Below are 23,346 nucleotides of genomic sequence, written 5' to 3' on the forward strand. Positions count from 1 at the left end.
AGCAGATCAGTATAGAGACGGTAAATCGGTTTTGCAGCAATGACCGGTTTCCGTTAACAAGGCAAAGAGCGCCGTGTAAACTAGGCCGCTGTTGAATAGTCTCCGAAAGCCGCGAATCCATTCTGGACAGGAACCCGCTCATCGTGCCAGCCCCATCAAGGAAGCTGCGAAAGCCAACACCCCGGTTGCGGCACCGTATAACGCGGCTGCTTGCGTCCGTTGCGGGTTGCTCCATGGTGGTGGCGACGCCAGAGATTTTCGCCCAGGCAGCGCCGTCGGCTGCCGAGATTGACTGGCGGCCGAAATCGGAACTGCCTGACGATGTTCGTCGCTCCCTGCCGGATTTCTGTGAAGGGGGTTACCTGCCTTCCGCTGTGCCGGAGGGCACTAATGACCCGGCGGCGGATGCTGGCCAGGCGCCCCTGCAGGCCAGCGGGCTCAATGCCCGGTATGAAGTGGACAATGAACTGTTCCTGCGAGGGGACGTTCGCCTGCAGCAGTCGGGCTTCAGGGTTACGGGCTCTGAAGCCCGCTACAACCAGGCCACCGGGGCAGTGGCCATCAAGGGCCCGATGACCAGCCGTGGTGACGGCTTCCTGTTGACCGGCGAGCGCGCTGACTATGACGTTAACAGCGGCCGGGTGGACATCAATACCGCGACCTTCCTTCTGCACGGCCCGGAAATGCGTGGCTCTGCCGGGCAACTTTCCCGCACGGCGGAAGACCAGGTGCGGATCCGGCAGGGCTCATTGACCACCTGCGCCCCGAACAACAACGACTGGTCCATTGTGGCCTCGGACATCCACCTGGATCAGGGTGAAGGTGTGGGCACGGCCAAGCACGTGCGCCTCGAGATCAGTGATATCCCGGTGTTTTACTGGCCCTACGCCAGCTTCCCCATTGATGACCGTCGCAAGACCGGCTTCCTTTACCCATCTTTCGGGACTTCCAATGCCGGTAGCGGAGCCTTCCTGTCGGTGCCCTACTACCTCAACCTGGCACCACATTACGACGCCACTGTCACGCCGCAATATATCCATGGGCGCGGGCTGTTCACCGAGGCTGAGGGGCGCTATCTCAGCAGTTTGGGCGAGTCGGTATTGCAGATAGGCTACGCCGGCAACGATTCGGAGTATGAGCGGGAGTTCCCGGGTGAAGATGGAGAACGCTGGGGCCTGGACTTCAGTACCCGCGCGGCCTTCGGCTATGGCTGGACCGGTTATGGCGATTATTCCGTGGTCAGCGATGACGACTACCTCAGCGATCTCAACCGGAATCTCGAGATCAATCGCGAGACTCACCTGCGCCGCCGCGGTGGTGTTCGATACCGGGATTCATCCCAGTATTTCGAGACCTACCTCAGTGGTTACCAGACCCTCAGCGATTTCATTGCCGACGAAAATGTTCCCTATTCCCAGTTGCCGGAAGTGGTGTACGGCGCCACCACTGACGCAGGCCTGGCGGAAATGTCGCTGGAAAGCCAGTACACCTATTTCTACCGTGACAACGCCGACCTGACCGGGTTCGACCGGGCCAACGGCCAGCGCCTGCGGGCCATTCCCGAACTCGCGCTGCCGATGCGGGCGCTCTGGGGTTACGCCAGGCCTTCCGTGAGCGTTGATTACACCCGTTATGAACTGGAAGACTACACCGCGCGTGACCCAGGTTTCGATCGCACCGTGCCGGTTGCGGAGTGGGATTCCGGGCTGTATTTCGACCGCCAGTCCAGTGTGTTTGACATCCCCTATAACCAGACCCTGGAGCCCAGGCTTTACTATGCCTGGGCTGACGCGGACGCTGACCAGTCCTACATTCCGGACTTTGATACTGCCATCCGTTCGTTCAGTTTCGACCAGCTTTTCCAGCGCAATCGGTTCAGCGGCGGTGACCGGGTGGGCGACAGCAATCAACTGACCGTGGCCTTGACCAGCCGCTTTAACGACCTGCTGACCGGCGCTGAGCGCGCCCGCTTCAGCATCGGCCAGGTTCACTACTATGATGACCGCGAGGTAACTCTGGATGGTGAGGGCGCCTCGGATGCCAGTGACTCCCCGCTCGCCGGCGAAATGGTTCTGCGCCCGGTGAACGGTCTGGAAATCCGTACCTCCGGTCTGTGGGAACCGGATACCAGCAAGACCCAGGAAGGTCGCAGCCAACTGGTTTTCCACTCCGACGATTACCGTTACCTGGCCAGCGTGGGCCACACCTACCGGCGAAATGAATTTGAACAGTCGGATATCGGGGGCGTTTTTCCTGTCACAGACCGTGTTAGTCTGATCGGCCGCTGGGTATACGATTCACAGCTCGACCGCACCGTCGGTTCCCTGGCCGGGCTGGAATACAATAATTGTTGCTGGAGCGTGCAGTTGGTGCACCAGAATTACCTGACGGACGACGAAGAACTCGAGAGTCGCATGCTGTTCCAGATCCAGCTCAAGGGGCTGGGAGGCAGTGGCGGATCGTCCGACCAGATATCCGAGGCCATCTATGGCTTTGACGAAAGGGAACGTCGCCGTTTCGGTGGCCGCTGATGCCTGATGGTTCAGGCATCGGGTGCCGGGGTGACAGGCAGTATTTTTCCATACAGAGGTGACTATGAAGGCGAACCTTCGCCATTGCGCACAAACACTATTGGCACTGATGGTTGTGATGGTTTCCGCAACTGCGCAGGCCGACCGCAAACTCCTCGACCAGGTGGTGGCGGTCGTCAATGACGACGTTATTCTGCAGTCCGAGCTGGAAGCACGAATCAGCACCATTACCGGTCGCCTGCAGGCACAGGGAACCGGCTTGCCACCCCGGGATATTCTGGAGGACCGGGTGCTGGAGCAACTGATCAGCGAGTCGATCCAGCTACAAATGGCAGACAGGGCCGGTATGCGCATCAGCGACAACGAGCTGAACGAAACCATGGCCTCCATTGCCCAGCGCAACAACATGACCCTGGCCCAGTTTGAGGAACAATTGGCCCAGGAAGGCGTTACCTATCGCGAGGCGCGGGAGCAGATCCGCAACGAAATGATCACCAGCCGGGTACAGCAACGGCAGGTTGGCAACCGGGTGCGGGTAACGGATCGGGAAGTAGAGAATTATCTTGAGGCCACGGCGGGTCAGGGTCGCAGCAACGCGGAATACGAACTTGCCCATATCCTCATCGAAGTGGACGACTTTAACGACGAGGAAGAGGTCAGCGCTGCCCGCGAGAAAGTAGAGACATTGCGCGAAGAAATCGCGGAGGGCCGGGATTTCAGATCGGTTGCTGTCGCCGAGTCCGATGCCAGCAATGCCCTCGATGGGGGCAACATGGGTTGGCGTGCTGAAAACCAGTTGCCATCACTGGTTGCCGATGTGGTGCCGGATCTGGAGCCCGGAACGGTATCACCCGTGCTGCGGAACAACAGCGGTTTCCATCTGGTGATGGTGATGGACCGTCGCGGCGGTGACAAAGCGCAGGTTATCGAACAGTCGAAAGTCCGTCACATACTGGTTCGCACATCAGAAACCGTGTCGGAAGCCCAGGCCGAAGAAACCATTCGCGAGCTCTACCGGCAAATCAAGAACGGTGCCGATTTCGCGGCCATAGCCAGGGAGCACTCGGACGACCCTGTTTCCGGCTCTGATGGCGGGAACCTTGGCTGGGTCAGCCCCGGGCAGATGGTGCCGGAATTCGAGCAGGCCATGATGGAAGCCGAGGTGGGCGAGATCAAAGGCCCGTTCCGCTCCCAGTTCGGCTGGCACATACTGGAAGTTCAGGACCGTCGTCAGCAGGACATCAGTGGCGAAGTCAGGGAGTCCGAGGCACGGCAGGCCATCTACCGTCGCAAGTTTGATACCGAGCTGCAGAACTGGCTGAGGGAAATCCGCGACGAGGCGTTTGTGGAATTCAAGAGCGGCTACGGAGCAAGCAACGAGTCATGACACGGCCGGTCACCCTTGCATTAACAGCGGGCGAACCTGCGGGCATTGGCCCCGAGCTCTGCCTGCAACTGGCCCTGGAGAAGCGCCAGCCCGGTATTGTGGTGGTGGCCTGTAAGCGGCTGTTACAGGTGCAGGCAAAACAGCTGGGGCTGGAGGTGACACTGGAAGACTGGGCGCCGGGAGCGCAGGCCGCGACTGAAGCGGGCCGGCTTTCCGTTATGACCATTGATGGCCTGGCGTCTACCGATGCGGGCCGGCTCGACCCGGCAAACAGTGCCTACGTACTGGAAACCCTGCGCACCGCTGCCCAGGGCTGCCTGGACGGCATTTTTGACGGCATGGTCACCGCGCCGGTCCACAAGGGCGTCATCAACAACGCAGGCATTGCCTTCAGCGGCCACACCGAGTTCCTGCAGGAACTCTGCGGCGTTGAGCGGGTGGTCATGATGCTGGCCACCGACGAACTCCGGGTCGCATTGGTTACCACTCACTTGCCCCTGAAGGACGTCTCCGCCGCTATCACTCCGGAACGCCTGGCTCAGGTTACCCGTATCCTCGACACTGATTTGCGCAAATTCTTCGGCATCGACCACCCCAGAATCCTCGTCGCCGGCCTCAATCCCCACGCCGGCGAAGGCGGGCATCTGGGCCGGGAAGAAATCGAAGTGATAGAACCCACCCTGGACAAACTCCGTCAGGAAGGCATCAACCTGACCGGCCCCTTACCGGCAGACACCCTGTTCACTCCGCACTGGCTGGACAACGCCGACGCCGTTTTGGCCATGTACCACGATCAGGGCCTGCCGGTACTCAAGTTTCAGGGTTTTGGCCGGGCTGTAAACATAACCCTCGGCCTTCCCATCGTCCGCACCTCCGTTGACCATGGTACCGCCCTGGACCTGGCCGGCACCGGCAAGGCGGATGCAGGCAGCCTGCAAACAGCAATCAGGGTGGGCGAGCAAATGGCAAGATCAGCAAAAAGAGACAGCAACGAGTGAGCAATAAGCACGGCCACCAGGCCAGAAAACGTTTTGGCCAGAACTTCCTCCACGACCCTGGGGTGATCGAGCGCATCATCCGCGCCATCCATCCCAAGCCGGATGATGCCCTTGTGGAGATCGGCCCGGGCCTTGGTGCCCTCACCGAAGAAATGCTTGCCGTAAACCCCAACCTCCAGGTGGTTGAGCTGGATCGGGATCTGATCCCTGTGCTCAGGACCAAGTTCTTCAATTACCCCAACTTCCGCATCCACGAAGCCGATGCCCTGAAGTTTGATTTTGGTCAGTTGGTGGACGAGAAGCCCCTGAGAATCATCGGCAACCTGCCGTACAATATTTCCACCCCGCTGATTTTCCACCTGCTGGGTCACTCCGGCGTGGTGCAGGACATGCACTTCATGCTGCAGAAAGAAGTGGTGCAGCGGCTGGCGGCGGTGCCCGGCGACAACAACTACGGCCGACTGGGTATCATGGCCCAGTACTTCTGCCGCGTGCAGCCGCTGTTTGAGGTGGGGTCGGGAGCCTTCCGCCCGGCACCAAAAGTGGATTCCGCCATCGTTCGACTGGTGCCCCACAAGGCGTTGCCGCACCCGGCGAAAGACTACAAACTGTTGCAGGCGGTGGTACGGACCGCCTTCAGCGCCCGCCGCAAGACGCTGAGAAAGGCCCTGGCCAGCATGGTCTCGGTGGAGCAACTCAACAGCATCGGCATCAACGACGGACTGCGCCCGGAGAACCTCGGCCTGGTGGACTATGTTGCCATCGCTGACCTGCTGGCGGGCAGCAAACCCGAAAGTCACAGTGCCGACGAGGTAAGTAAGCAATGACTGATTACGCCATCGGCGACATTCAGGGCTGCTATGAACGCCTTCTGGACGTACTCGCGAAGGTGGATTTCTCTCCGTCACGGGACCGGCTCTGGGTGGCCGGTGACCTGATCAACCGTGGCCCGTCCTCCCTGGAAACCCTGCGCTACGTTGAGAGCCTGGGTAGCTCCGCGGTGGTGGTGCTTGGCAATCACGATTTACACCTGCTGGCCGTGGCCCTTGGAGGCCATGCCCTCAAGAACAAGGATACCCTTTCCGACATTCTCGAAGCGCCGGATCATGGGCACCTGTTCGACTGGCTGAGGCAACAGAACCTGTGTATCCACGACGCTGATCGCAACCTGGTTATGGTCCATGCCGGCCTGCCTCATATCTGGACGGTGGAGCAGGCGGTCAGTTATAGCCGGGAAGTGGAAGAGGTTATTCGCGGGCCGGGTGCGCCGGACTACTTCGCCCACATGTACGGCAACCAGCCTGAGCGCTGGGATCCGCAACTTGCCGGTATGGACCGCTGGCGGGTCATCACCAATTATTTCACCCGCATGCGCTTTATTGCCGAGGACGGTACCCTGGAGCTTGCCGCCAAGGAGGCGGCTGCATCGGCTCCGGACGGGTTTGCTCCCTGGTTTCGCTTTCCGCGCAACGATGATGTACGCGTTGTATTCGGCCATTGGGCGGCCCTCGAAGGCCAGACCGAAAGCACGCGGTACTTCGGGCTGGATACTGGTTGCGTCTGGGGCGGTAAGCTCACCCTGATGAATCTCGACACCGGAGAAAAGATCCATTGTGACTGCTAGACACGTAGAACTCCTGCGCGCGCCCCTGGTGGGCGGTGCCCTGTTTGCACTCCTGGCGGTGATGGCCGGAGCCTTCGGGGCCCATGGCTTGCGCGGTGTGATTGACGGGCGGGGCCTTGAAGTTTTCCAGACCGCCGTCACATATCAGATATACCACTCACTGGCGTTAATCCTGGTTGCGATCCTACCGGTTGCAGGCGTGTCACGGCGCCTGCTCGGTATCGCAACCGGTTTTTTTGTCGCCGGCATCCTGTTGTTCAGTGGCAGCCTGTATTTGCTGGTACTGACGGACATTCGCTGGGTGGGGCCGGTAACTCCGGTTGGCGGCATTGGTTTCATGGTGGGTTGGGTACTGGTCGCAATCGCGGGATTCAGACGTTAGAGACAGTTCTTCAAGGCAGGTAAGGTTATGCAGGTTCAGGTCAATGGTGACGCCATGGAGCTTCCAGAAGAAGCCACCGTTGCGGTACTGATAGAACGCATGGCGCTGGTTGGCAAGCGCTTTGCCGTGGAAGTGAACGAAGACATCGTTCCCCGCAGCCAGCACCCTGATTTCAGCCTGAGCGAGGGCGACAGGGTAGAGGTGGTTCACGCCATTGGTGGTGGTTGATGCCGTTTTTTCCGGTAGCGACCGTTTATTCACGATTTCATTGACGAGTTCAGGTATTCAGCATGAGTGACAGTTCCGAAAGATCACTTCCCGAAGATAAGCCGCTTGAGATTGCCGGCCGGGTTTATCAGTCCCGCCTGTTGGTAGGTACCGGCAAGTATCGGGACATGGCCGAAACCGGCCACGCGATCGAGGCCAGTGGTGCGGAGATCGTCACCTTTGCCGTACGGCGCACCAACCTTGGCCAGAACCCGGATGAGCCCAGCCTGCTGGATGCGGTATCTCCGGAGCGCTATACCATGTTGCCGAACACCGCTGGCTGTTACACCGCGAAGGACGCCGTGCGTACCTGCAAGCTGGCCCGTGAACTGCTGGATGGCCACAACCTGGTCAAACTGGAAGTGTTAGGCGAGGAAAAGACGCTGTATCCGAACATGACCGAAACCCTGGTGGCAGCGGAAGAGCTGATCCGGGATGGTTTCCAGGTAATGGTGTATTGTTCCGACGACCCCTTGCTGGCCAAGCGTCTTGAAGAAATGGGCTGTATCGCCATCATGCCCCTGGGTGCACCCATTGGCTCCGGCCTGGGTATCCAGAACCGTTACAACATCCGCCTGATTGTCGAAAACGCCAACGTACCGGTACTGGTGGATGCGGGTGTTGGCACTGCGTCTGATGCGACATTGGCGATGGAGCTCGGTTGTGACGGTGTGCTTATGAACACCGCCATCGCCCAGGCCCAGGACCCTATTCGCATGGCCAAAGCCATGCGCCTTGCTATTGAGTCCGGCCGCGATGCCTACCTGGCGGGCCGTATGCCCAAGAAGCTCTATGCCAGTGCGTCTTCCCCCATTGATGGTACTTTCTTCTGATCTGGTCCAGAATTTCAGCTGATGGTGCCAGTACAGGCGGGCGCGTCCATTCGGGACACGCCGTGAATGCGTTCCTGTAGGCTCGTAAAAAACGTCCCTGTTTTTACGGTCCCGAATGGACGCGCCCGCCTGTACCCAAATTCCGCAAATAAACAGAGCGCTGCAGTCCTGTCATGACAGAACAAAAAATCAGTCGCCGTGAAGCGATTCTTCATGCCCTCGTAGAGCTTCTGGAGAAAGATCCGGGAGCACGTATCACCACCGCCGGCCTGGCTAAATCCGTCGGGGTTACAGAGGCGGCCTTATACCGGCATTTCCCCAGTAAGCGAAAGATGTTCGAGGCGCTGATCGAGTTTGCCGAAGAAGCGGTGTTTTCTCGTTGCCAGGTTATCCTGCAGGAACAGGAAGACGTTCGCGTTCGCCTGCAACAACTGGTGCATCTGGTGCTGGTGTTTGCCGAACGCAATCCGGGGCTGTGCACGGTTCTGACCGGAGATGCGCTGATGGGCGAAAATGACGCCCTGCGCAAGCGCGCCTCGCAGTTTTTCGAACGCCTGGAAACCCAGGTGCGGCAGGCACTGAAAGAGGGTGAGATTCGTCAGGGCTTGCGGCCACGGACCAGTTCGGCCCGGGGCGCGGATTTTGTGCTGGTGTTTGTCGAGGGCAGGGTGCAGCGGTTTATCCGGTCTTCGTTTGCCCGGTTGCCGTCCAGTGATTTCGATGAGGCCTGGGGGCTCGTGGCCGAAGCAGTCTGGGGCAGCCGCCCGTAATCCGACAATTATGTGCCATCGTTCGAACTGGTTTGTCGGATTACGGCTTTGCCTAATCCGACCTACGGTTCTACGTTTTAATCATTTATAGCCGGAGGCCTTCCGTAGAATTTCCCGCACCGGTTCCCATACCGCCGGCGCCGAAATCAGGATATCCCGCCCCCACAGATCGGCCGGATAGCCATCCGGCACCTCACTGAAATGCCCGGCTGTTGCGCCGGCTTCCAGCGCAATCAGCCGTGCGGCCGCGAAATCCCAGGGGCTGACGTTCTCGTAGTAGATATCCAGTCGGCCACAGGCCACCCAGCAAATGTCCAGTGCCGCGGAGCCGATGCGGCGCAGGTCCCGGCAGTTGTGAATCATGGCCCCAAGTCGGTTTAGCAGCGGTTCCAGGCTGTCCTTGGTATAGGGGAAACCGGTGGCAAACAGGGAATTCCTGGGCACCGTGGCGGCGCTGTGTTTGATGGGGTTGCCATTCAGTGTGGCGCCAGCACCCCGTGTGGCACGGAAGGTTTCGCCGGAAAACGGCGCATGCACCACGCCTACCTGGACCCGTCCTTTCTCTGCGTAAGCAATGGACACCGCCACCTGCGGGTGGCCATAGGCGTAATTCACGGTACCGTCGATGGGGTCGATGATCCACAGCGGGGTGTCCAGTTCTTCAGCCTGGCTCAGATCCGGCATGGTTTCTTCGGAAAGGATGCGATGACCGGGGAAGCGCTCGCGAATCGCCCCGGTGATCATTTCATCCGCCATTACGTCGGCATGGGTGACCAGTTCTGTCTGTTGCTTGTAGTTCGTGCGGAGGGTGTTCTGGTCACGTTCGCGTTTGACCAGTTCGCCGGCCTTCAGGGCCAGGTCTTCGGTGAAATCCGCAATGGTGGCAATGGCTTCAGGGTCAGACAAGGTGGTGCCCTCCAATCATCAAATGAGGGCACCAGTCTAACATGCTCTGGTTACAGGCCGGTGAACCACTGTTCCATCTTGTCCATGGCCTTTACCAGCCGTGGGCAGGCCTGTTTGACGAAGTCGTCGTCCAGGTCCTGTCCGGAATAGTCGTTTCCTGCCAGCTTCAGGGCTTCGGCACCGTCGAAGTCGACGAAGGCCAGGCGCGCAGCCAGGTGGTCCGGCACGAAGCCGAAATCACTGGCTGGCAGGATGGCCACACCGGTGTTTTCCAGCAGCGACTGACAAAGGGCCTGGCTGGTCTTGATGTCGCGACGGGCGAGAGCCTCGCGGAAGTTGGAGAAATCCGGGAACAGGTAGAAGGCGCCCTCCGGCTTTTGCACCACGGCGCCCATTTCCGTGAGCCGGCGGTGCAGGTATTCACCCACCACTTTCAATACCCGGCGCGACTGCTTCAGATACTCCTCCAGGTCGTCGCCACCGGTAAACGCGGCAATGGCGGCGTGCTGGATCGGTGCGCTGGTGGCGGTGTAGGTTTCGCTGGCGATAATGGCCATGGCGTCCTGCAGTGGCCGCAGTTCCGACGGGAAAATAAACGTGCCCAGGCGCCAGCCACCGGCGCCGGCCCATTTGCTGAGGCCGGTACTGATGATGGTGCCTTCGGGGTAATAGCGGGCAATGGACTTGTGCCGGCCCTCAAAGTGGACTTCGCCATAGATCTCGTCCGACAGCAGGATCAGCTTGTACTTGCGGGCGACGTTGGCGATGGCAAGCAACTGATCATCCGTGTAGGTGCAGCCGGTGGGGTTGGACGGGTAGTTCATGATCAGTATGCGCGGGCGTGACGGGTCGTCGCGGCAGATGATGTCGAGCTCTTCCGCTGTCAGTTGCCAGTTGTTTTCCGCATGGGTGGGCAGCCAGTGCACCGAGCGGCCAATGATTCGGGCCTGGGGCGCATAGGAAACCCAACTCGGGCGGGGAATCAGCAGGTCGCCGTAATAGGCCAGTTGCAGCATGAACAGCAGTTCCTTGGAGCCCGGGCCGATCAGCACGTCCTCCCAGGTAAATCGCATGCGCTCACTGCGGTTGATATAGCCGGCAATGGCCTCCCGTAGTGACTTCAGACCCTTTACCGGGAGATAGTCCTTTTCATGGGCGTGCTCCCGCAGCGCCTCGACCACCCGCTCGGGTACCGGGAACGGCGATTGGCCCAGCCCCAGTTTGATAATATCGCGCCCTTCGGAGCGGAGCTGATTGCTGAGTTCGTTGATGCGCAGCGTAGCGGAGGGCTGGATGCCCCGTACGTTAAGGTTAATGGCGTAGCGATGATCAGTCTGGATGTCCATGGTTCCGGTCTGTTGGTTGAGGGGTTCAAACCGCAGTATAGGAAACCTTTGGGTGCCTGTGGGTTTTCGTCGGTAGGTGATTGCCGCAGGCAGCTCACGGACGCTGGCTGGAAGCGCCGGATTTCAGCTCGCTCAGCACCCGGTTGAATTCGTCGCGGAGTTCTTCGCCTTCCGGGTGCCGCCGGGAAAACGCTGCCCTGAACCCTCTCACTGAACCAACGGTTTCCGGCATCGCCACTACATTTTCAAGTTCAGGATGGGTTGCGATGTGCTTGTCAATCAGGTGGCGGCACACGGTTTCTTCGCAGATAAACAGGTCGATCCTGCCATAGGCCGTCATTCTGAGCCCCGTGAGTTCGGGGGACTCCTGACTGATCGGTACAACCCGGGCATTGCCGGCAGCCAGCCAGTCCATGAATGTCGGGTCGTAACTGTAGGAGGCGGACAGTCCGATCCGCAGGCCCGCCAGGTCGTCCAGTTCCTGCCATTGAAGGTCGCGGCCGGAAAGCTTGAAAAATACGTCGCGTGCCTCGCTGATGGGATCGGTAAAGTAGTAGTGACGAGCCCGGTCCTGCGAATGGGTCAGGGAGTAGATCATGTCGGACGATCCGGCACGGGTGCTGGCTTCGGCCCGGGCCCAGGGCACAATCCGTATGTCGGGGTGATACCCCATTTTCGACAATACGTTGCGTAAGATCTCTGTGTGGGTACCTTTGACTTTACCGTCTTCCAGATACTGGTAAGGCGGGTAGTCTGAGGTGACAACCTTCAGGACGGGAAGCTCGGCATGGGCCAGGACCGGTATCAACACTGAGAGTAAAGGTGCCAAAAAACGTCTAGACATCAGTGTCATGATCCAAACTCGGGAAAGGTTTCATTAACCAAGTATAGCGATTCGCCAGCGTTGCTGCACGGCCCCTCTGATAGCCTGCTTCAAAAGTGTTAAACAGCAAACGGTCGGTTTCTGTTTTCATCTCCCTGTTTGCCGAGCTTGAGAAGATCGGGCTACCGGTGCCAGGCCTGTGCGCCTTTACCTCGACCCCTGGGTGGTACGACTGCTCGCGACAGGTTTCAGCAACCAGTTGCATGGCCTGCCAGGCACACAGTGGGGCTGGCTACCGTGATGAGACGGGTCTTGCGATGATTTTCCTGCTCAGCCTGCAGCTTCGAGGCATTGCGCATCTGGCGATCCAGGAAATGCGCCCGTTGCCGGAATCCGCCGGCCCGAAGGCTGCCGTCGATATTGGTTCCCGCAAGGGACTTGGCGAATGGTTCTTTGCTAAGACTTTCCGGTGTTTGATAGGTTGCCGGTGCCTCCTCAATCTTTTCAGGGGGCATGGCTTTTGCGTTCAGTCTGTCTTTGTTGTTCATGATCCGTATCCTGCCCAGGCAAAGGCCATCATTGCCCGGCACCGGTCCCACAAGAACCGGGCGATGAATCCAGCCTGGGAAACGAGGGTAACAACAGCCCGCGATTCTTCAGGCGGTTGGCTTGGCTGCGATAGAGCGAGACCGGATTAGTTCGCCAGGAACGAGCGCCAAACAGGTGGTTGATGGCGTCCACATGGTTCATGTCGTAGTGGGTGCCGATCACGTTACCCATCTTGGTGGAACATTCGCCGACCAGGCCATCATTTGGTTCATTGCCGAAGGCCAGTGAGGTGACACCCGGAAACGGATCGGTGATATCCGTCCAGTTGGTCCACACGTCCTCGTTGGTGCCAGCGCCTCCCTCCACATAGCTGCCGGGAGGAATGATTCCCCGCGCTGCGTCCGCCACCTTCTGGGTAGCTTTTTGTCGCCAATGCGTTGGGGATTATTTGTGATTGGGGCAGGAGTAAGAATCGCCCATTTGGGGGAGGGAGTCTGTCGTGGAAATGGGGTTATGTATACGGAAGCTAGAAGTCCGGGCCGAAACGGTGGGGTTCGAGTTCCATATGGATGATACGTTGGCCCAGCATGATGATGCGGCCGACGTAGCGCTCGTCACCCGTTGACGTGAAGTCAAACAGGAAACGGCGCCACACCCGTATGCGGCCATTGTCATCGCGCTTGAACCACAAGCCGCGGAGGTAAACGGCGTCGTCCAGCAGCATGACATCCATTTTCTTGCAGTAGTTTCTGGCAGCCTCTAGCACAAAGTCCTTGATGGCCTTGGCCCGCCACCAATACCAGGTGGCGAAGCCGGCCACGAACAGCCAGAACAGCGTTCCCAGAGTCACTGGGCGTGAGCCGTCGTTCCATTGTCACCATTGCCGTATGCCTCCGCAGCGGAGCCGTGGTGGTCACGACCCAGCAGAATATAGAAGGCGGGCAATACGAAAATGGTGAACAGGGTGCCGATACCGAGGCCCGCACTGATGGTCAGGCCAATGGCGAAACGGCTTTCCGCGCCGGGGCCGATGGCAATCAGCAGTGGCACCATGGCAAAGATCAGGGCCAGGGAGGTCATGATGATGGGCCGCAAACGGATGGCGGCGGCTTCAATCACTGCCTCGACCTTGTTCAGCCCGCGCTCCTTCTGCAACTGGTTGGCGAACTCAACAATCAGGATGCCGTTCTTGGAGACCACCCCGATCAGCGTGATCAGGCCCACCTGGGTGTAGATGTTCATGGTGGCGAAGCCGAGCACGATGAACGCCATGGCACCGGCCACCGACATGGGCACCGAGACCAGAATGATAAACGGATCCCGCCAGCTCTCGAACTGGGCCGCCAGCACCAGGTAGATAACCAGCAGCGACAGGAAGAAGGTCACCATCAGGGCGCTGCCCTGGGTGGCCAACTGCCGGCTCTGGCCGGTGTAATCGTAACTGAAGCCCTGGGGGAACACCTCCTCCGCGGTCTTCTCCATGTAATCCATGGCGGTACCCGCGGCCACCCCTGGCATGACAACCCCTTGCAGTGTCAGGGAGTTCAACTGGTTGAACTGGGTCCGGTTGGATGGCTCGACGTCGTGAGTGAAGCTGACCACGCTGCCGAGCGGCACCAGTTCACCGTTATCGGCGCGGATCTGATATTCGTTCAGCTTCTGCTCATCCAGCCGGTATTGCTGATCGACCTGGGGAATCACCTGGTACGACCGGCCTTCCATATTGAAGCGGTTGATATAACCGCCACCGAGCATGCTCGACAGGGTCTGGCCGATGTCCTGCATGGACAGGCCCAGGTCCGCGACGCGATCCCGATCCACTTTGATGCGGGTAATGGGCCGGTCGAAGTTGATGGATTTCTGCAGGAACATGAAGTTGCCACTGCCCATGGCTTTGCCCAGCAACTGATCCGCCACCTGGTCCAGTTGTTCGTAACTGTTGCCGGTGGTGATCACGAACTGGAATGGCAGGCCGCCACCAGAACCAGGCAGGGACGGACGGGGGAACACTGCCGTTTGCAGGCCGGTCACCTTGCTCAGCTCGGCGGCCAGCAAGGGCTGTACTTCAAATTGGGACGTCTCACGCTCGCTCCAGGGTGCCATCTTGAAGCCACCAAAGACGGCGTTCGGGCTGGTAATGCCGATGATCATGAAGTCTTCTTCGTAGCCCGGCACGGTAGACATGCGGTTCTGGACTTCGTCGCCATGTTCCTGGAGGTACTTCAGGGTCGATGTCTGCGGCCCGAGCCCCTGGTAGAACAGGATACCCTGGTCTTCCGTCGGGGCCAGCTCGCTCTGGCTCATCATCACCATGAAATAGATCGAGCCCAACACCACCACCGCAAAGAACACCACCACGGACTTGGTCTGCATCAGCGAGGACAGAGCAGACTTGTAGGCGCCTGACAATCCGTTAAAGGTTCGCTCCACCAACTGCTCGAACCGGCCCGGGTTGCCATGGGGTTTGAGCACCATGCCCGACAGCATCGGTGACAGGGTCAGGGCGACGATGCCTGAGATCACCACAGCCCCTGCCAGGGTGAAGGCAAACTCGGTGAACAGGGAGCCGACCAGGCCGCCCATAAAGCCGATCGGGGCATACACCGCCACCAGGGTGGTGGTCATGGCGATAATGGGTACGGCCATTTCCCGGGCACCGTTAATGGCAGCCTGGAAACGGGATTCACCTTCCTCAATGTGGCGGTGGACGTTTTCCACCACAATGATGGCGTCATCCACCACGAGGCCGATGGCCAGCACCATGGATAGCAGGGTCAGCAGGTTCAGCGAGAAACCAAACGCCAGCATGATGAAAGCGCCACCGATCAGGGATAGGGGCACTGCCACCGAGGGCACGATGGCCGCCCGCATGGAGCCCAGACACAGGAACACCACCACCAGTACAATCACCAGGGCTTCCAACAGGGTCTTGATGACCTCGTTGATGGAGTCTTCGATAAAGTCCGAGGCGTCATAGGCCAGGCGTGCTTTCAGACCCGACGGCAGTTGGCTGCGGATGCCTGGCAGCTCGGCTTTCACCAGCCCGGCCACGGTCAGAGGGTTGGCGCCCGGTGCCAGTTCGATGGCTACGTACGTAGCCGGTTGGCCTTTGTACAGCGCCAACTGGTCATAGGTCTGGGAGCCCAGTTCAACCCGGGCGATGTCCTGCAGGCGGATCTGGGAGCCTTCGAACTGCTTGACCACCAGATTACGAAACTTGTCCGGATCGGCAACGTCGGTGTCGCTGGTCATGCTGATTTCGGTGTAGGTGCCCTTGGTGTTGCCAACCGCGGCCTGGTAGTTGTTGGCGCGGAGCTTGGCGATCACCTCCTGGGGCGTCATGTCCACGGCTGCCAGTCGCTCCGGATCCAGCCATACCCGCAAGGCAAACGTCCGGCCCAGCAGGTCTGCCTTGCCGACACCGGACAGCGCCTGGAGTTTGGGCTGTACCACCCGGGTCAGATAGTCGGTGATCTGCGGAACCGCCAGTTCCTCACTGTAAAAGGCGATGTACATCAGCGCCGTAGAGTCCCCGGTGGTGGACGTGATGACCGGATCCTGGGCCTCAGCGGGTAGAACGTTACGCTGGCTGGCCACCTTGGCTTGGATTTCCGCAAGCGCTGCGTTGGCGTCGTAGTTCAGCTCCATCTTGGCTTCAATGGTGGAGGTGCCCTGGGAGCTGGTGGAGGTCAGGTAGTCAATGCCACTGGCTTCGGCAATCGCCTGTTGCAGGGGCGTGGTGATGAAGCCCTTGATCAGGTCCGAACTGGCACCTGGGTACGCCGTGGTCACGGTTACCGTGGTGCTTTCCAGTTCCGGGTACTGCCGGATTTCCATTTCCATGGCAGCCCGGGCGCCCAGCAGGAGTATGAGCAGGCTGACCACCGTCGCAAGGACCGGGCGGTGGATAAAAATGTCGGTGAATCGCATTACTCAGACGCCTCCTGCGGTTGCTCGTCTTTCTGGATCTCGACCTTCTGGCCGGCGCTCAGACGAAGCAGCCCCTTGGAAACCACTGTTTCACCTGCCTCCAGGCCGGAGAGCACAGCCGCACGGGTATCACGGGTTTCCCCGGTGGTGATGGTGCGGCGATTGACAGTCAAATCGCCGTTGTCGTTCTCTTCTACCACGAACACAAAGTCGCCATAGGTGTTGTAGGAAATCGCCGTGCGCGGCACTGTGACTACCTTGTTGTCGTTCGGTTGCAGGGTCTGGATCGTTGCGAACATACCGGGGCGCAATTGGTTTTCAGGGTTGTCGAGGGTGGCGCGAATCCGAACGGTGCGGGTTTCGGGGTTGACCGAGGTATTAATGGCGCTGACCTTGCCTTCAAATGTCTGCTCAGGAACAGCCGCCACGGTGGCTACCACCGGGTAGCCTGTCGCCACTTTCGGCAGATCCTTTTCAGACAGGGTGTAGTCAACGTAAATCGGGTCCAGCATGTTGACCTCTACAATCGGAGTTCCAGTGGCAATATACTCGCCCTGGTCCACCATCCTGATACCGAGGGTGCCGTCGAACGGCGCCCGGATAACCTTTTTGCTCAGTTGCGCCTCGGCCTCGTTCACCCGTGCCCTGGCCGCATCAAAGTTAGCCTTGGCTTCGTCATACTGAGACTGGGAAACAGCCCGCTTTGGAAGCAAATCGGATACCCGCTGGAATTCCTGCTCCGCCAGTTGCGCTTCGGCCCGGCGGGTACGCAACGCCGCTTCGTCGATCTCCGCGTTCAGGCGAATCAGCACATCGCCTTGCTTTATCTCGTCGCCGGATTCAAAGTTGATATCTTCAATGACGCCAGGAACTTCATTCGCCACCTCAATGCCGTTCACAGCTTCGACGCTGCCCACTGCCTTGATCGCGGGTCTCCAGCTTTCGGTGCGAGCTTTGGTTGCGGAGATTTGTGTGGGCGGCTGGGGCTGGGACATCTGTTCTTGCATCTGGCCAAATTGATAGAATTTGTAACCAAAGATGCCGCCAAGCACGACGCCGAGAAAGATGATTACAATCAGGAAGCGGGAGGCAGTGCGCATAATTCAGGTCCTGGGTCGTATGTCCGTTACAGGTAGTCGTGTTAGCTTTGCAGGCTCCTGATCCCTGTTTAGGGACGGAGTTGTCCGGCGCGCCGGGGCTGTGTTGCCTAGGTCTCGTCAATAAACCATAAAGAATAGCATCCTATACAAGCCTAAGGGGCGCTGTCACTGATTTGTCAGTGAAAATGCGTATAATTACTGCGCTCTCGGGACCGGGTGCCGACCCTTTGAAACCCGCCTCCCGAGGCATCGCCTTGTGCAAATCTGCCACAGGTTCGTGACAGGAATACGAACCCGGCATCAATAAGGATTGGCGAATGCACTGGATTCTCGGTATTGCCCTGACCGTTGCCGTATTCATTATCCTGAAACAGTGGGGTGTGTTAACCCCTGAAAAGAAAAAGGCCGCCACCTGGAAAATTCTTCTGGTGGCAGGTGCCGCGTTGCTCCTTTTTATGGTGCTGACCGGACGAGTGCATGTGCTGACTGCGGCCGTTGCCGCCCTGTTGCCTCTTTTGAGGAAGTTGCCAGCGCTACTCAAATTTGCTCCCGTGATCGGCCGGGTGTTCGGGCAGCCCGGGAATCGCGATGGCGGCTATCAGGAAAACGCTGGTGACCAACGTCAGACAGCAACCAGTTCAGGCAATATGTCCCTAAAGGAAGCCTGCGAGATTCTGGGTGTTGCCCGGGATTGTGCTGAAGACGATATCATCCAGGCACACCGGCGGCTGATTCAGAAACTCCACCCGGATCGGGGTGGCAATGACTATCTGGCGGCCAAGATCAACGAGGCCAAAAGCGTGCTACTCAAAAAACGGGCCTGATCGGCATCAGAGTACCTCTACCCTCACTTCAAACGTCTGGTTCTCGCGGCTGTTGCCACCCGTCTGGTAGGTGATACCGGATTGCTCGCCTGCCCTACGCTGGCGGGTGCTGCCAAGCTCCACCCATTGACCGGGCTCCACCCGGCGAATCGTCATCAGTGCTTCGGTTTCGTAGCCAGGCAGGTTACCTTCCGGCTCTTCCTCGAAAGAGACAATGTTCAACTCGATGGCCTGATCGGAGATAACCTGTGGGCTGACCAGAAAACCACTTCGGGTTTCGATCTGGTCCAGAAAAGCGGCCGGATTGCGGCCGCCGCGGATGACGACGGGGACGGTACGGACCTGACCGGATGTGATGTGTGCGGACTGCCCGTCCTGCACAATCAATGTGCGCTCCTGATTGCGGCGTGTGGTGGTGACCTTGCGTTCAGCCTGGACACTGACCTGATTGTTGTTGATTGACACACCGCCCCCGCCACTTTTTGCATCGACATTGCTGCGGGAGCGGACGGTAATACGCATCTGCGCTGGCGCCACATCCATGGTTTCCACCAGCATGCCGATCTCATCCAGCACATCCGGCTCACCACGCACAACCATCTGCTGGCCCCGGGCGGTAATGGATACCTGCCCCTCGGGATACAGTTCACGAATCTGTCGGGCAACACTGTCCGCGGAGCGCTGCCCCATCTGGTAGGTGCGAGCCTCTGGCACTGCCGCAACAAAACCGGAAAAGAGCAGCAACACCAGCGATAAAAAGACTATAAAAGGTCGGACGTCAGTGGTACGCATGGATGACTCCGCGGCGCGTGTGACCGCAAATTCTGCAAAAATCCGGATTTACGGGTTGCAAAGCCGGAAACCGGGGATATATATTGGAAAGCATGAAGACGACACACACGACCTGTCAATTGAATGTTCTGCAAGCTTTCGGTGAAAAACCGATGGCGGCGGTCGCTGCTGTGTTTTTTTGGTGGTTTGGTTATGGCTATTTTAGCCAGAGCCCGGGCCGCCCATAAGATCTTCATCGACCGAATAACGAGGAAGGCAGCCCGGCAGGAACCCAGGCTGCCACCGGACTCAAAAAGCCCCGACTGGTAGCCCAGCCGGGGCTTTTTTGATTCTGACACAGGGAAACGGGAACACTGACCATGAACATGTCGCTGAACATCGAGACACTGAACGAAACCAGCCAGCCACCAGGAGCCGGGCCGGTAATCCGGGAAGTGCCGCTGCCCACGCCGGAGGAGCTTCGGGCCAGCCTGCCAGTATCCGCCCATGTGCAGGCACGGATTCGCCAACACCGGGATGCCATTCGCCGGGTGCTGCACGGTGAGGACGCCAGAACGCTGGTGGTGATTGGCCCCTGCTCCATACACGATGAAGTGGCTGCTCTGGAGTATGGTGAAAAGTTGAAAAAGCTGGCGGACGACGTCAGTGACCGTTTCCTGATTGTGATGCGTGCCTACCTCGAAAAACCCCGTACCACCGTAGGATGGAAAGGCCTACTCTACGATCCCGAGCGCACCGGCACCGGTGACCTCAACGAAGGCTTGCTGCGTTCCCGGCGCCTGCTGTTGAATCTTTCAGACATGGGCCTGCCATTGGCCACCGAAGCCCTCAGCCCCTTCGCCATGGACTATCTCGGCGACCTGGTGAGCTGGACCGCCATTGGCGCGCGCACCACCGAGTCCCAGATTCACCGTGAAATGGTCAGTGGCCTGCCGATGCCAACGGGATTCAAGAACGGCACCGACGGCAGTATTGGCGTGGCTATCAACGCCATGAAATCAGCGGCTCATTCTCATCATCGCTTTGGTGTCAGCAGTACTGGCATGCCAGCGATGATTACAACGGAAGGCAATCCCGATACTCATCTTGTACTGCGCGGCGGACGGGGCATCACTAACTACGATGAGGAAAGTATCGGTGAAGCAATAGAAGACTTATCTGATGCGGGCGTTTCCGCCTCGGTCATGGTCGATTGCAGCCATGACAATGCGCAGAAGCAGTCGTCGCGACAGCTGGAGATTGCGAGGGAAGTGATGAGCCAGAAGCGTGCTGGTAATGCGAGTATTGTCGGCTTGATGCTGGAAAGCTTTCTGGAAGAGGGCCGCCAGAATGACAGCGACGATCTGATTTACGGGTGTTCCTTGACGGATCCCTGTATTGGCTGGAAGCAAACGGAAGAATTGTTGCGAGGCCTGTGAAACAGACTCTGGTGCATGCACCGGTCCGTAGGCCTCTTCCAGAACACGCCCGTAAATACGTCCCTGTAGGGCTCGGTCGCGCCATCCCTGGCGCTCCAGGGTTCTGGAAGAGGCCTACAGACCGGCGCCCAAAGCTTGGTCGGTTTTCCCGGAGTTCTACAGCTTATTCTTTTCCCTGAATGCTTCCTTCTCCGGAAACCGTTGAGAACAGCAACTGCCCGGCAAGCAACAGCAACACGCCTCCCATCAATCTGTCCAGCCAGTAACCAAATCGGTTAAAACCCTTGCGAATCTGAGGCAGTGTGAAAAACACCGCTACCGCCATAAACCATAGGCCCGTTGCTACCGCCATGTAGATTCCGTAGGCGGACTGGATGGCAATCGGGGTGCCCGGGCTGATAATCACAGAAAAGAGTGAAACGAAGAACAGTGTCGCCTTCGGGTTCAGGGTGTTGGTAAGAAAGCCCAGTCGAAAGGCTGCCAGCCCGGATTGCTGCTCTCCATTCGCGGTCTCCACATGAACGCCTCCGGCTTTCGAGCGCAGACACTGTATTGCAATCCAGGTGAGGTACAGGGCGCCGACAACCTTGAGAATGCTAAACAGCACCAGGGACTGCTGGATGATCAGGCCGATGCCGAGCAGGGAATAGCCCACATGAATGAGTATGCCCGTGCCGATGCCAAAGGCAGTTAACAGAGCATTGCGGCGGCTTTGACACATGGCCTGGCGGAGCATCACGGCGAAGTCGGGGCCGGGGCTGGCAACGGCCAGGAAGTGGACGAGGGCGACGGTTATGAATTCTGGCCAGTAGTTGTGCATGCCTGTGGGTCTCCGGGGAAGCTGCGGGGCAGGACGTCAGTCTAGAAGGAGTGGTTTAAAAAGTCCTGTGCTGTATGCAACTATTTCTTTAATCTGGAACTGAACCGTTCCCTGAATTCACTCCTATACTCAGGCAGAACCATGAAAATTACAGGCGGGCCAGGAGTTGTAGACGTGGAAAAACGCAAGGTGGATGTTGCTGTCATCGGAGCTGGTACGGCTGGCATGGGCGCCTATCGCGCTGCCCGAAAGCATATAGAGAATGTGGTGATGATCGAGGGAGGTGCCTACGGGACGACCTGTGCCAGGGTCGGCTGTATGCCCAGCAAGCTTTTGATTGCGGCGGCAGACAGCGCTCATCACCTGCACAAGGCGCCGACTTTTGGTGTCCACCCCGGCGATATCCGCATTGACGGCAAGGCGGTCATGGAGCGGGTTCGCAAGGAACGCGACCGGTTTGTGAGTTTCGTGCTGGAGGCGGTGGAAGGCTTCCCGGAGGCGCATCGCATCCGCGGCCAGGCCCGGTTCCTGTCGCCCCATCGCATCGTAGTGGGCGATAACGTGGAAGTCGCCGCCGCCCGGGTGGTCATTGCCACGGGTTCCCGGCCGAACATCCCTGGTTTTCTCAAGGACGCCAAGGACAGGCTGGTGGTGAATGATGACATCTTCGAGTGGGAGGACCTGCCAGGTTCCGTTGCGGTGTTTGGTCCCGGCATTATTGGCCTTGAGCTTGGGCAGGCGCTCAGCCGGCTGGGTGTACGTGTGCGCATGTTCGGTGTCAACGGCGGCGTTGGCCCGCTCCAGGAGGAGGCTATCCGTCACTACGCACTGAAAACCTTTAATGAGGAGTTCCCCCTGGACGCGGACTCCAAAGTACGGTCTGTGGAAAGAACCGATGACGGCGTCAATATTCGCTTTAAGGACCCCGACCGTGGTGATGTCACGGAAACCTTCGATTACGTGCTGGCAGCGACTGGTCGACGCCCGAATGTGGATAGCCTGGATATCCAGAATGCGGACATTACCCAGGACGACCATGGTTCGCCATTGTTCGACCGTTACACGCTCCAGTGCGGTGACAGCCATATCTTCATCGCCGGGGACGCCAACAACGAGATACCGCTGCTTCATGAAGCAGCCGACGAGGGGCGTATTGCCGGCGACAATGCCGCTCGATTCCCCGATGTGCGGGCCGGACTGCGCAGGGTGCCGCTGGGCATTGTGTTTACCGATCCGCAGATCGCCACCGTAGGCATGACCCTCAAGGAGGTCAATGAGCGGTGCAAGGGAGGTTATGCCGTTGGCGAAGTCTCGTTTGAAGAGCAGGGCAGAAGCCGCGTCATTGGTGCCAATAAGGGCTTGCTCCATGTATACGGCGAGCGGGGGAGCGGCCTGTTCCTGGGAGCGGAAATGTTTGGCCCCGCAGCAGAGCATATTGGCCACCTGCTGGCCTGGGCACTGCAGAGGCACATGACGGTGAGCGAAATGCTGGATATGCCCTTCTACCACCCGGTGATTGAGGAAGGCGTGCGCACCGCCCTGCGTGATCTCAATCGCAAACTGGATATTGGCCCACAACCGATTGAGCAATGCCTCGATTGTGGTCCAGGCGGCTAGCCCTTGCAATCTGCTGCCTGCGCGCCCATATCTTTTCATGGAAGAAATAGGCGACGGTGTTAATGGCCGGTTCGACCATGGCAATCAGGCTTCCTATCAGGATGTCGCCGGTCAGGAGATAAGCAACGGTAAATGCCACGATGAAGTGCGTGATGGCAAATGTGATCGTCTTTAGCAACGAGTTGTCACCCTTTGAACCATGGTCATGGAGAAACATCTTCAGGGTACTCATGCTCAGCTCCGTGTGTGTTATGACTAAGGCTTCATTCAACCGCAATTGATAATCGTTGTTAAATAAATTGTATGAAGAATTTCGATAGTAATCAGCTATTGATTGGTGGAAATTTTGATTGCTGATAGCTATCGTAAAGATTAAATAACTAATCTTTATCTATTGATGATCCCTGGTTAAACTGTAATTAGTACATT

At 58.6% G+C, this 23,346-nt stretch carries 23 protein-coding genes; 12 read left to right on the forward strand and 11 right to left on the reverse strand.

Annotation, left to right across the window (positions count from 1 at the left end; translation table 11 throughout):
- Window positions 1-233 precede the first annotated feature (233 nt).
- From NLU14_RS03935 to slmA, 9 genes are all read left to right on the forward strand, one after another.
- Window positions 234-2,531, forward strand: coding sequence for an LPS-assembly protein LptD (locus NLU14_RS03935; protein WP_275705354.1), 2,298 nt, complete (start codon window positions 234-236; stop codon window positions 2,529-2,531).
- A gap of 64 nt (window positions 2,532-2,595) precedes the next feature.
- Entirely contained in the window at window positions 2,596-3,918 is a 1,323-nt protein-coding gene (locus tag NLU14_RS03940; RefSeq protein WP_275704873.1) for a peptidylprolyl isomerase, read from the forward strand.
- Entirely contained in the window at window positions 3,915-4,916 is a 1,002-nt protein-coding gene (gene pdxA, locus NLU14_RS03945; protein WP_275704874.1) for a 4-hydroxythreonine-4-phosphate dehydrogenase PdxA, read from the forward strand. Before NLU14_RS03940 ends, pdxA begins: the two co-directional genes overlap by 4 nt.
- Window positions 4,913-5,743, forward strand: a complete 831-nt coding sequence (rsmA, locus tag NLU14_RS03950; protein WP_275704875.1) for a 16S rRNA (adenine(1518)-N(6)/adenine(1519)-N(6))-dimethyltransferase RsmA — start codon at window positions 4,913-4,915, stop codon at window positions 5,741-5,743. The genes pdxA and rsmA overlap by 4 nt, the downstream gene beginning before the upstream one ends.
- Window positions 5,740-6,540 (forward strand): symmetrical bis(5'-nucleosyl)-tetraphosphatase, encoded by an 801-nt coding sequence (locus tag NLU14_RS03955; RefSeq protein ID WP_275704876.1) that lies wholly within the window; start codon window positions 5,740-5,742, stop codon window positions 6,538-6,540. Before rsmA ends, NLU14_RS03955 begins: the two co-directional genes overlap by 4 nt.
- Window positions 6,530-6,922 carry a DUF423 domain-containing protein gene (locus NLU14_RS03960; protein ID WP_420845024.1) on the forward strand — a complete coding sequence of 131 codons (393 nt, stop codon included), beginning with the start codon at window positions 6,530-6,532 and terminating at the stop codon, window positions 6,920-6,922. Before NLU14_RS03955 ends, NLU14_RS03960 begins: the two co-directional genes overlap by 11 nt.
- 27 nt (window positions 6,923-6,949) lie before the next feature.
- A complete protein-coding gene (gene thiS / locus NLU14_RS03965; protein ID WP_275704878.1) occupies window positions 6,950-7,150 on the forward strand; it encodes a sulfur carrier protein ThiS in 201 nt (66 codons plus the stop codon).
- A 62-nt stretch (window positions 7,151-7,212) separates the two neighbouring features.
- A complete protein-coding gene (locus tag NLU14_RS03970; RefSeq protein ID WP_275704879.1) occupies window positions 7,213-8,022 on the forward strand; it encodes a thiazole synthase in 810 nt (269 codons plus the stop codon).
- Between the two features lie 173 nt (window positions 8,023-8,195).
- A complete protein-coding gene (gene slmA / locus NLU14_RS03975) occupies window positions 8,196-8,792 on the forward strand; it encodes a nucleoid occlusion factor SlmA (protein ID WP_275704880.1) in 597 nt (198 codons plus the stop codon).
- A gap of 81 nt (window positions 8,793-8,873) precedes the next feature.
- On the opposite strand, the gene NLU14_RS03980 is transcribed toward slmA, so the two are convergent.
- From NLU14_RS03980 to NLU14_RS04015, 8 genes are all read right to left on the reverse strand, one after another.
- Window positions 8,874-9,698 carry an inositol monophosphatase family protein gene (locus NLU14_RS03980; protein ID WP_275704881.1) on the reverse strand — a complete coding sequence of 275 codons (825 nt, stop codon included), beginning with the start codon at window positions 9,696-9,698 and terminating at the stop codon, window positions 8,874-8,876.
- Between the two features lie 50 nt (window positions 9,699-9,748).
- Window positions 9,749-11,044, reverse strand: coding sequence for a pyridoxal phosphate-dependent aminotransferase (locus tag NLU14_RS03985; protein ID WP_275704882.1), 1,296 nt, complete (start codon window positions 11,042-11,044; stop codon window positions 9,749-9,751).
- A 94-nt stretch (window positions 11,045-11,138) separates the two neighbouring features.
- The gene (locus tag NLU14_RS03990; protein WP_275704883.1) at window positions 11,139-11,888 is read right to left on the reverse strand and encodes a substrate-binding periplasmic protein; all 750 of its coding nucleotides are present in this window, start codon (window positions 11,886-11,888) and stop codon (window positions 11,139-11,141) included.
- Between the two features lie 227 nt (window positions 11,889-12,115).
- Entirely contained in the window at window positions 12,116-12,415 is a 300-nt protein-coding gene (locus NLU14_RS03995) for a hypothetical protein (RefSeq protein WP_275704884.1), read from the reverse strand.
- Between the two features lie 28 nt (window positions 12,416-12,443).
- On the reverse strand, window positions 12,444-12,824 hold the full coding sequence (locus NLU14_RS04000) for a hypothetical protein (RefSeq protein WP_275704885.1): 381 nt from the start codon (window positions 12,822-12,824) through the stop codon (window positions 12,444-12,446).
- Window positions 12,825-12,942: 118 nt separating this feature from the next.
- Window positions 12,943-13,266 (reverse strand): DUF3301 domain-containing protein, encoded by a 324-nt coding sequence (locus NLU14_RS04005; protein ID WP_275704886.1) that lies wholly within the window; start codon window positions 13,264-13,266, stop codon window positions 12,943-12,945.
- Window positions 13,263-16,346 (reverse strand): efflux RND transporter permease subunit, encoded by a 3,084-nt coding sequence (locus tag NLU14_RS04010; protein WP_275704887.1) that lies wholly within the window; start codon window positions 16,344-16,346, stop codon window positions 13,263-13,265. The genes NLU14_RS04005 and NLU14_RS04010 overlap by 4 nt, the downstream gene beginning before the upstream one ends.
- Entirely contained in the window at window positions 16,346-17,446 is a 1,101-nt protein-coding gene (locus NLU14_RS04015) for an efflux RND transporter periplasmic adaptor subunit (protein ID WP_275704888.1), read from the reverse strand. Before NLU14_RS04015 ends, NLU14_RS04010 begins: the two co-directional genes overlap by 1 nt.
- A gap of 317 nt (window positions 17,447-17,763) precedes the next feature.
- Between NLU14_RS04015 and NLU14_RS04020 the strand changes: the two genes are divergently transcribed.
- Window positions 17,764-18,270, forward strand: a complete 507-nt coding sequence (locus tag NLU14_RS04020) for a DnaJ domain-containing protein (protein WP_275704889.1) — start codon at window positions 17,764-17,766, stop codon at window positions 18,268-18,270.
- Between the two features lie 6 nt (window positions 18,271-18,276).
- Here the strand turns inward: NLU14_RS04020 and NLU14_RS04025 are convergent, their stop codons facing one another.
- Entirely contained in the window at window positions 18,277-19,062 is a 786-nt protein-coding gene (locus NLU14_RS04025) for a secretin N-terminal domain-containing protein (RefSeq protein ID WP_275704890.1), read from the reverse strand.
- Between the two features lie 359 nt (window positions 19,063-19,421).
- On the opposite strand from NLU14_RS04025, the gene NLU14_RS04030 reads away from it, so the two are divergent.
- Entirely contained in the window at window positions 19,422-20,480 is a 1,059-nt protein-coding gene (locus NLU14_RS04030) for a 3-deoxy-7-phosphoheptulonate synthase (protein ID WP_275704891.1), read from the forward strand.
- A gap of 163 nt (window positions 20,481-20,643) precedes the next feature.
- Here the strand turns inward: NLU14_RS04030 and NLU14_RS04035 are convergent, their stop codons facing one another.
- Window positions 20,644-21,300 (reverse strand): LysE family translocator, encoded by a 657-nt coding sequence (locus NLU14_RS04035; RefSeq protein ID WP_275704892.1) that lies wholly within the window; start codon window positions 21,298-21,300, stop codon window positions 20,644-20,646.
- A gap of 174 nt (window positions 21,301-21,474) precedes the next feature.
- Between NLU14_RS04035 and NLU14_RS04040 the strand changes: the two genes are divergently transcribed.
- A complete protein-coding gene (locus NLU14_RS04040; protein WP_275704893.1) occupies window positions 21,475-22,917 on the forward strand; it encodes a dihydrolipoyl dehydrogenase in 1,443 nt (480 codons plus the stop codon).
- Here NLU14_RS04040 and NLU14_RS04045 read toward each other — a convergent pair.
- The gene (locus NLU14_RS04045) at window positions 22,850-23,149 is read right to left on the reverse strand and encodes a DUF2061 domain-containing protein (RefSeq protein ID WP_275704894.1); all 300 of its coding nucleotides are present in this window, start codon (window positions 23,147-23,149) and stop codon (window positions 22,850-22,852) included. The genes NLU14_RS04040 and NLU14_RS04045 overlap by 68 nt on opposite strands.
- Window positions 23,150-23,346 lie beyond the last annotated feature (197 nt).

Origin of the sequence: Marinobacter iranensis (genome assembly GCF_029207565.1) — a bacterium.
Taxonomy (GTDB): domain Bacteria; phylum Pseudomonadota; class Gammaproteobacteria; order Pseudomonadales; family Oleiphilaceae; genus Marinobacter; species Marinobacter iranensis.